The sequence below is a fragment of the Dietzia sp. UCD-THP genome, from assembly GCF_000349585.1.
GTDB lineage: Bacteria > Actinomycetota > Actinomycetes > Mycobacteriales > Mycobacteriaceae > Dietzia > Dietzia natronolimnaea_A.
On sequence record NZ_KB714659.1, the window covers coordinates 31,429 to 40,062 of the forward strand.

Here is an 8,634-nt window from a genome sequence, read left to right on the forward strand (position 1 = left end):
AACGAAAACCTCGGCATAATCATGGTGGAGGTCCCGGCCGTTGCCGTGGCGGTGGACCGCTTCCTGCCCTACGTGGACTTCCTGTCGATCGGGACCAACGATCTCACCCAGTACGTGATGGCCGCGGACCGGATGTCCTCCGGCCTGGCCGCGCTCACCGACCCGTGGCAGCCCGCCGTGCTCCGGCTCATCCGGTCGGTCGCCCGGGCCGCCGCCACCGCCCCGGGCGGGCGGAGCGTCCCGGTCGGCGTGTGTGGCGAGGCGGCGGCGGATCCGCAGCTCGCCTGCGTGCTGTTGGGATTGGGCGTCAGCTCGCTCTCGGTGGCCACCGCGGCGCTGCCGTTCGTCGGCGCCGCACTGGGCGAGGTGACGCTCGAGCGGTGCCGCGAGTTGGCGGCGCTGGCACTGGACTGCGACACCGCGCGGGAGGCCCGGGCCGCCGTCATGGCGGCCGGCGCCTGAGCCGCAACCGCAGGAGCAGCCGCGCCCCCGCCCACACCCAGCCGCCCCGCCACCCTCAGCCGCCCCGCCACCCTCAGCCGCCCGCGGCGATGAACTCTCGCCTGCGCCACGGCTCGCGCGAGAGTCCATCCCGGAGGGCGGCTGGGAGTGGGGCGTGCAGGCGCGGGAGCGGATGCCCTCGATCGGGCGGCTGGGGGTGGGGCGTGCAGGCGCGGGAGCGGATGCCTGTGATCGAGGGGCGGGCGTGATCGAGGGGCGGGCGCCTCAGGCGTCGATGGTCTCGGACTTCCCGGATCGGGCCAGCGCGGCGAGCTGGCGGGTCGTCGCCCCCGGCAGGTACGCCCGGCCGATCGCCACGCCGATTCGCGGCAGATCGGCCTCGTCGCGGAAGCACAGGAACACGGGCTCGATCCGAGGGTTGAACTTGGCCTTGAACTGGTGGAGTGAGCGGAACCCGTAGTAGGGCTCGAGGGCCTGGCCGAGCAGGTCCAGACCGCGGTCGAGGGTGGCCACCTCGTCGTCGTCGCCACTGCGCGCCAACGGAGCCCCGGACAACGAGACGAAATCAGCCCCTTCGTCCTTGAACTCCAGCGCGGAGCGGGCGATGAGGAACTCGATCATGTTGTTCGCGCCGGGGCCGTTGCGCTTACGCATCACGTCCAGTGTCCACCCGCGGACGCCGCCCTCGGTGCCACCCCGGTAGACGGGAAGCCACGACAGCGCCGCCTGAACGACCCCGTCGGTGTCCACCGCCAGGGCGATGCGCACGTCGTCGTCGAGCGCCTCCTCGACCGTGCCCAGGGTGAATCCCATCTCGGGGAGCTCCTTGTCCCCCACCCACTGCTCGGAGATCTCGCGCACCTGCCCCAGGATCGCGGACGGCTGCTCCCGAAGGAGCCCGGAGACGAAACTCGTCCCGTTCTTCTGCGCCTTGTTCATGGCGCTGCGGATCTTCTGCCACTTCTTGCCGCCGAACGCCAGGTCGGGCAGGTCCATGATGGTGTCCTCGGCGATCTGGAGCGCCCGCCACCCGCGATCCCGCATGGTCTCGGCGGTCTCGGCCGACACCGAGAACAGGCACGGCACCGCGGCCTGCGACTCGGCGAACTCCACGAACTCGGTGAGCAGCCCGCGGCGATCCTCGGACGCGGCGACAGGATCCGCCAACGCGATCGCCGTCCCGACGTGGAGGCGGTACCCCACGACTCCTCCGGCGCCGAAGAAGTAGTTCATCGGCTGCCACGTGATCATCCACGACATGGTGCTGCCCCCGTGCTGACGGATCAGCGCGCGGACGCGGTCCACCACTTCCTCCGAATGGACCGAGGACCCGGTGACCCGGCGCCGGATCCGGACCCCGAACGCCCCCCGGCCGGTCACGAGCAGCGCGGCCTCGCCCGCCCACAACAGACCGGTGCCCGCCGTGACGGCGCCGAGGCTCTCGAAATCCGCCGCCACCACTAACACCGTGACGACGAGCGTGGCCACCGCGGTGAGCACGGCGTAGGCGAGGGCGACCATCCACGCCGCCCGGAAGCCGCGGCGGAGCAGTTCGGCGGTCACCGCGGCGACCAGGACCGACACGAGCATTCCGGCCAGGCTCACGTCGTCGGTCTCGGTCGGTCCCAGGGGGCCGTCCGCGGGGACGAAGTACACCACCACATGCACCGCGGCGATGAACCACATCCCGGCCGAGACGACCAACCTCGTCTCCCGCCGTGTCCGGGGCCTCAGGCCCCGCTCGGTGAGTGAGAAGAACCGCTCGCCCACGAACAGGAACACCGCGAACGCGATGAGGTGCGTGAGGTCTGCCAGACGGCCGAGGAACAGGAACGACACGATCACGTAGCCGTAGAGCAGCGCCCGCGCCCGCAGCCGCCACGGGGACACCAGCGTGGCGGTGGTGGCGGCCAGAACGGCGATCACCGCGGTCGAGCACCCCACGTCGAGCACCACGGACAACTCGGCGGCCCACTCCCACCCCACCGCGTTCCCGGGGACGAGGACGGCGACCGCCCCGAGGACCCCGATCAGCTGGCCGCCGATCGCGACCAGCGCCGTCCGCGCGGACCCCAGTCGCCACTCGCCCACCCCGATCCCCACCGCCACCAGCACGAGGAGCGACACATGTTGGAGAGGGGTCATCCCGAACCACGGGCCGGCGAACACGGTCCACCAGCGGCCGCCCTCGAGCGCGGGGACGCCGTAGGCCACGCCCTCGAACCACGGGGCGTCAGGGGCGGAACGCCACAGCGTCTCGAACACCACCCCGGTCACGAGCAGTGCCGCCAGCCCGATCGCTGTGACCGGGAGGCGGCGGGCGGCACGCGAGACGGCACCGGCCGCGGTGGCGAACGGGGACGGCTCCCCGGGGTCGTCGGTCTCCTCGGCGATCTGTTCGGTGCTCATGCGTCCTTCCTCCGGCCGCGTGTCAGGGATCGCCGGACGGTTGATCACGGGTCGGCGGCGACGATGATCGTGTTGATGATGATCCCGGGCGGGTGAGCTGATCGGGGAATGACCGCCGAAAGGTGATGTACCAGCCAATTCGATCGCCGAGGTGAGCTTCTGCGAGGTCCATAGCGCCGACGCGGCGGTCCATCCGCAGGTGCCGGTGTCAACGGCGGCGCGAGCCCGCCATCGCCGGACCGGAGAACAACGCGATCCCCAGGACGAATCCGAAGTTGTACCAGTTGCCGTTGTTGCCCACCTCGTAGATGGTCACGGTGTCGGTGAACAGGGAGATGATGAAGGTCACCGGCAGGATGAGCCCGTGCCAGAGCCCCCACCAGAAACCGAGGCCCTCCGGGGAGACGTCGACGTTGGGTCCCGCGGCGCACGCGCCGAGGGTCAGGACGACGACGAGGAGGACACCGGCGGCGAGCCCCGCCCGTCCCCGGGTGGTCATCTCCGCCGCCCCCGCACGAAGTAGAGGGCGGGTCCGATGAAGTTGACCGCGATGATGGCAGCCCACCTGCCCTTGCTGCCGCGCACCTGCTCGGCGGGACGGAACGCCAGATCGGTCCAGGCCGTCACCGCCAGGGACACCTGCACGGACATCAGGGTCAGGAGCGCGGTCTTCTGACCATCGGACAGTTCGTTCCACGACTTCTTCCGCATGGGTTCTCCTGGGGTCGGTCCGTAAGTGGGGCTTTCTTAATCCTAGTGGCCGGCGCGGCGGCGATGGCCCGGTTGTGCTCTCGGGGCTGACCAGTCGAGGAGTTACTCGCGCGCGGGTTGCTCCGCGCCGGACTTCTCCTTCTCCTTCTTCCACTCCGCCCGGTCTCTCATCTCCCTGGGCCGGAAGTAGAACAGCCCGGAGAGCACGGCCACGAGGAAGACCGCGAGCATCACGAAGAACAGCGGCCACACTCCGGTGAGGAAGATGATCGGCACCGCCATGGCGGTGATGAGTCCACCGCCGAAGAACGGCTCGAAGACCAGCTGTTTGTAGCCGAACGCCTCGAACGCGGGGCTCTCGGCCTGTGGGTCGACCACGCGCATCAGGATGAGGCCCGTCGCGGTGACGCCCATGGACTGTCCGAAGTCCCCGATGCCGCGCTCGAACCAGTAGCGGCCGATGATCCGCGGGGCCAGCAGGAGGAAGACCGCGACGTTGAACACGATCCCCGCCACCGCGAGGATCGCGAAGACGCCGATGTTCTCGCCGATGGCCTGCAGGGACAGCGTGGCGATGGCGGCGACGATGAGGAAGTCGAGCGCCCAGCCCTGGATCCGCAGCATGATCTGGGCGTCGATCACGTGGGCGAACCCGGCCTTCGTGGCGACGAACTGCACGATCACGCCGCCGAGGAGGGCGATGGGGAAGAGGGGGACGTAGGCGAAGATCTCCAACGGGGTGTTCTCGTCGAGCATGACCGACGCGTAGGTCGCCTGTTCGATCCAGCGCAGGCCCTCCAGGATCCCGAGCCCCACGAGGATCGCCACCGTGACGATGGCGATGTGGAGCGAGAGCGGCTCGACGGAGGAGGGGCGGGAGGTCATCTTGCCGGCGGAGTAGTACTCGTCCTCGCGGAAGAGGCCCTTCTGCTCCTCGAGGGACATCTTGGCGCTTCCGGTGATGATCTCGGTCTTCCCGGTGCGCACGGCCCAGTTGATCAACCCGATACCGATCACGATCCCGCCGACGATGCCCACGGTGGCCAGTCCGACGGCGAGATCGGCGCCCTCGCCGAAGCCCAGATCGTCGAAGACCGGGCGCATACCGGCGGCGGTGCCGTGGCCGCCCTCGAACCCGATCTCGATGAGCGCACCGGTCATCGGCGCCGCCGCCAGGGTCGGTACGAGGATGAGTGCCGCGAGGAGCAGGCCCACGACGTACTGTCCGGAGGCGAGGGACACGCCGAGCGAGAGCTGGGGGCCCACGAGCTTCACGGCCCGCTTCGCGGTCGGCAGCTTCTGGCCGAGGAACATCGTGGCGAAGATGACGCTGATGAGCAGCCCCGGCAGCGAGGACCACACCTCGACCATGGGCTCGGTGAACAGGCCGTTCTCTCCCCAAGGCCCCCCGAACCGGCCAAGCACCTCGGGTCCCAGCAGGAGCAGCAGGGCCCCGGCGACGATCGAGCTGGGCAGGAACAGTGACTGGACTATCCCCACCTTGACGCGGATGATCTTCCCGATCAGCAGCGCCAACCCGAGTATGAGTAGCGCGAAGCCCACCGCATTGGCCGTCATGGTGCAACCTCGGTTCCGGTCGGTGACACATGGCGTGGACGCCGACTCGTCTCTCTACACCTGCCGATCGACGGGTCGAGTCCCCGATTGTCTGGAATGTACGCCCTGTTCTCGCTGAAGAGGACCTGATCCGCTGATCGGTGACCGTGCCGTCACGTCGCCCGGCCTCCGGGCGAGATGTCGGTCCTCATCGACCGGTGACGCCCACCTCAGCTCGTTCTTCCCGAGTCCGTCCGCGACGGGCCGGGTCTGACTAGGTTGGGGAACACATCACCGAGGCGGGAGAAGGACATGGCCGGAAGGCTCGCGGGCAAGGTCGCATTCATCACCGGAGTGGCGCGGGGGCAGGGCAGGACGCACGCCGTCCGCCTCGCCTCCGAGGGGGCCGACATCATCGGCCTCGACCTGGCTGGCCCGCTGCCGGCCGCGGTGCCCTACGACCCGGCCACGCCCGAGGACCTCGAGGAGACGCGGCGGCTGGTCGAGGAGCAGGGCCGCCGGGCTCTGCTGTCGGTCGGTGACGTGCGCGACCTGCCGGGCATGGCCAAGATCGTCGACGACGGGGTGGCCGAACTCGGCCGTCTCGACATCGTGGCGGCCAACGCGGGCATCTGCATCCCCCAGGTGTGGGACGAGATCACCCCGGAGGACTTCGGCGCCACCCTCGACATCAACACCACCGGCGTGTGGAACACCGTCATGGCCACCGCGCACCACCTCATCGCGGCCGGCGGCGGTTCGATCATCCGCACCAGCTCGTACGCGGGCAAGAAGATCCAGCCGTTCATGGTGCACTACACGACCTCCAAGCACGCGCTGGTGGGCATGACCCGCGCATTCGCAGCAGAACTCGGGCCGAAGAACATCAGGATCAACAGCGTCCACCCCGGTGGTGTGGCCACCCCGATGGGCGGCGGCGACATGGTGAGCCGGCTCGAGCGGGTGGGTGAGTCCAACCCGCCGCTCAACCTCATGGCGACGACGTTCCTCGAGCAGACCTGGGCCGAGCCGGAGGAGATCTCCAACGTGGTGGCGTTCCTGGCGTCGGATGAGTCGAAGTTCATCACCGCCGAGCACATCAGCATCGACGGCGGGTCCCAGTACTTCTGAAACGCCGGCGCCCCTGAGGCATCATCGACCGGTGACGGAAGCGCGGTGGAGAGAACTGACAGAGTGGCCGTTGATCGCAGCAGCGATGGCCTTCCTCGCCTCCTACGCGGTCACGGTTCTGGTGAACCCGGTCGGCGCGGCGGGCGTGGTCACCGAGGTCGTGATCATCGGGACCTGGGTGCTCTTCGCGGTGGACTTCGGGGTACGCCTGGCGCTGGCGGAGCGGCGGGGGCGGTGGGTGATCACGCACTGGTACGAGGTGGCGGTGATCGCCCTGCCCATGCTGCGGCCGCTGAGGCTGCTCAGGCTCGTGATGCTGCTGAGCGTCATGCAACGCTCGGCGGGGACCGCCGTCCGCGGTCAGGTGATCGCCTACGCGGCGGGGTCGACGGCGATCCTGCTGGTCGTGTCCTCCCTCGCAATGCTCGATGCCGAGCGCGGAGCCCCCGGTGGGTCGATCGAGACCTATGGCGAGGCCTTGTGGTGGTCGGTGGTCACGGTCACCACCGTCGGATACGGCGATCTCGCACCGGTGACCCCGGTGGGGCGGTTGATCGCGACGGGCCTGATGATCGCCGGGATCGCCCTGCTCGGTGTGGTCACGGCCACCCTGGCCTCGTGGATCGTCGACCGGGTGACGGAGCAGGACGAGGCCAACCAGGCCGCCACGCAGGCGCAGGTGAGGCAACTGTCGGCGGACATCTCGGCACTCCGTGCGGAACTCAACGGTCCGCGCCCCGGCCCCGCACCTGCACCCGCAGCTGCAGCCGCGCCCGCACCCGGACCTGCGCCCGACCCCGGCCCCGGGGAGCCGATTGGCCCGGCCGGGGAGACGTACCGTTGAGGGCATGACTTCCCAGGAGCGGTCCGGCGTCCAGCTCACCGACGGTTTCGCCCACGACTTCCCCGATCTCGGTGTGCCGTGGAAGGCGGCCGAGGCCCCGACGCCGCGACTCCTCGCCCTCAACGAGCCGCTGGCCCACGAGCTGGGCATCGACCCGGACTACCTCCGGGGGGACGAGGGCCTCCGCCTGCTGACCGGGACCCACGTCCCCTCCGGTGCCACCCCGGTCGCGCAGGCGTACGCGGGACACCAGTTCGGTGGCTACTCCCCACGGCTGGGTGACGGTCGGGCCCTGCTGATGGGCGAGCTCCCGGACGGGCGCGACCTGCACCTCAAGGGTTCCGGCCGCACGCCGTTCGCCCGTGGTGGCGACGGTCTGGCGGCCGTCGGGCCGATGCTCCGCGAGTACCTCATCAGCGAGGCCATGTACGCACTGGGTGTGCCCACCACGCGGGCGCTGGCGGTGGTCGGTACCGGGGTGGCCGTCTACCGAGAGAAGCCGATGCCGGGCGCCGTGCTCGCCCGTGTGGCGGCCAGCCACCTGCGGGTGGGCACCTTCCAGTTCGCCCGCTCCACCGGGGACGTCGAGCTGGTGCGGAGGCTCGCCGACCACGCCATCGCGCGCCACTACCCGCAGGCGGCCGACGCGGAGAACCCGTACCTCGCGCTGTTCACGGGCGTCCTCGACGCCCAGGCCTCCCTGGTGGCGCAGTGGATGCTGCTGGGGTTCATCCACGGGGTCATGAACACGGACAACACCACGATCTCCGGCGAGACCATCGACTACGGCCCGTGTGCGTTCATGGAGCAGTTCGACCCCGCCACGGTGTTCAGCTCGATCGACACCCAGGGCCGGTACGCCTACGGCAACCAGCCGCCCATCCTGCAGTGGAACCTGGCGAGGTTCGCCGAGACCCTGATCCCGTTGGTCAACGACGACGAGAACGCGGCCGTCGAGACGCTGACAGCCTCACTGGGGACGTTCCCCGCCCGCTACCAGGAGGCCTGGACCGCGGGGATGCGCACCAAGCTGGGACTTCCCGCTGCGCTGGGCCGACCGGGAGGTTCGGGCGAGGCGGCCGGGTCGGGCGACGAGGCCGGGCCGGAGGCGGCCGAGCCGCTACTGGAGGAACTCTCGCGGTTGCTCACCGCGACCCGCGTCGACTACACGTCGTTCTTCCGCGCGCTCATCCCGGCCGCGGCGGGCGACACCTCGCCGGTACGCGAACTGGTGGGGGAACTGGCCGACGGGTGGCTGGCGAGGTGGCGTGCTCTGGGTCCCTCGGTCGAGGTGATGGAGACCGCCAATCCCGTGTACATCCCGCGCAACCACCTGGTGGAGGAGGCCCTGGACGCGGCCACGGCGGGAGATCTCGGGCCGTTCACCGAACTCCTCGTCGTCGTCGCCGATCCCTACACCGAACGTCCCGGACTGGAGCGGTACGCCAGCCCGGCCCCGCCCGACGCCTCCCCCCACGTCACGTTCTGCGGCACCTAGGTGTTCTGCCCACGCAGGTTGG

8 protein-coding genes are annotated in these 8,634 nt (G+C 69.9%); 4 read left to right on the forward strand and 4 right to left on the reverse strand.

Features of this window, described 5'->3' with window-relative positions:
- The coding region (locus tag H483_RS38925) for a putative PEP-binding protein (RefSeq protein ID WP_031265247.1) at positions 1-462 on the forward strand (462 nt) is incomplete at its 5' end.
- 264 nt (positions 463-726) lie between these two features.
- Here H483_RS38925 and H483_RS36320 read toward each other — a convergent pair.
- The 4 genes from H483_RS36320 to H483_RS36335 all read right to left on the reverse strand — a co-directional run bounded on the left by H483_RS36320 (position 727) and on the right by H483_RS36335 (position 5,160).
- The gene (locus tag H483_RS36320) at positions 727-2,871 is read right to left on the reverse strand and encodes a bifunctional lysylphosphatidylglycerol flippase/synthetase MprF (RefSeq protein ID WP_017838310.1); all 2,145 of its coding nucleotides are present in this window, start codon (positions 2,869-2,871) and stop codon (positions 727-729) included.
- Between the two features lie 208 nt (positions 2,872-3,079).
- Entirely contained in the window at positions 3,080-3,370 is a 291-nt protein-coding gene (locus H483_RS36325) for a hypothetical protein (RefSeq protein WP_017838311.1), read from the reverse strand.
- Positions 3,367-3,582, reverse strand: coding sequence for a hypothetical protein (locus H483_RS36330; RefSeq protein WP_017838312.1), 216 nt, complete (start codon positions 3,580-3,582; stop codon positions 3,367-3,369). The genes H483_RS36325 and H483_RS36330 overlap by 4 nt, the downstream gene beginning before the upstream one ends.
- Before the next feature lie 102 nt (positions 3,583-3,684).
- A complete protein-coding gene (locus H483_RS36335; RefSeq protein ID WP_017838313.1) occupies positions 3,685-5,160 on the reverse strand; it encodes a sodium/glutamate symporter in 1,476 nt (491 codons plus the stop codon).
- A 291-nt stretch (positions 5,161-5,451) separates the two neighbouring features.
- Here H483_RS36335 and H483_RS36340 point away from each other — a divergent pair, with 291 nt between their 5' ends.
- The 3 genes from H483_RS36340 to H483_RS36350 all read left to right on the forward strand — a co-directional run bounded on the left by H483_RS36340 (position 5,452) and on the right by H483_RS36350 (position 8,612).
- The gene (locus tag H483_RS36340) at positions 5,452-6,270 is read left to right on the forward strand and encodes a mycofactocin-coupled SDR family oxidoreductase (protein WP_017838314.1); all 819 of its coding nucleotides are present in this window, start codon (positions 5,452-5,454) and stop codon (positions 6,268-6,270) included.
- Positions 6,271-6,355: 85 nt separating this feature from the next.
- Positions 6,356-7,114, forward strand: a complete 759-nt coding sequence (locus H483_RS36345; protein WP_017838315.1) for a potassium channel family protein — start codon at positions 6,356-6,358, stop codon at positions 7,112-7,114.
- A gap of 4 nt (positions 7,115-7,118) precedes the next feature.
- Positions 7,119-8,612, forward strand: coding sequence for a YdiU family protein (locus tag H483_RS36350; protein WP_017838316.1), 1,494 nt, complete (start codon positions 7,119-7,121; stop codon positions 8,610-8,612).
- Positions 8,613-8,634 lie beyond the last annotated feature (22 nt).

Bases quoted from the DNA above. Each gene is read 5' to 3' on its own strand.
- H483_RS36345 (WP_017838315.1), top strand. From the start codon at position 6,356: ATGGCCTTCCTCGCCTCCTACGCGGTCACGGTTCTGGTGAACCCGGTC.
- H483_RS36340 (WP_017838314.1), top strand. From the start codon at position 5,452: ATGGCCGGAAGGCTCGCGGGCAAGGTCGCATTCATCACCGGAGTGGCG.
- H483_RS36330 (WP_017838312.1), bottom strand. From the start codon at position 3,582: ATGCGGAAGAAGTCGTGGAACGAACTGTCCGATGGTCAGAAGACCGCG.
- H483_RS36335 (WP_017838313.1), bottom strand. From the start codon at position 5,160: ATGACGGCCAATGCGGTGGGCTTCGCGCTACTCATACTCGGGTTGGCG.
- H483_RS36350 (WP_017838316.1), top strand. From the start codon at position 7,119: ATGACTTCCCAGGAGCGGTCCGGCGTCCAGCTCACCGACGGTTTCGCC.
- H483_RS36320 (WP_017838310.1), bottom strand. From the start codon at position 2,871: ATGAGCACCGAACAGATCGCCGAGGAGACCGACGACCCCGGGGAGCCG.
- H483_RS36325 (WP_017838311.1), bottom strand. From the start codon at position 3,370: ATGACCACCCGGGGACGGGCGGGGCTCGCCGCCGGTGTCCTCCTCGTC.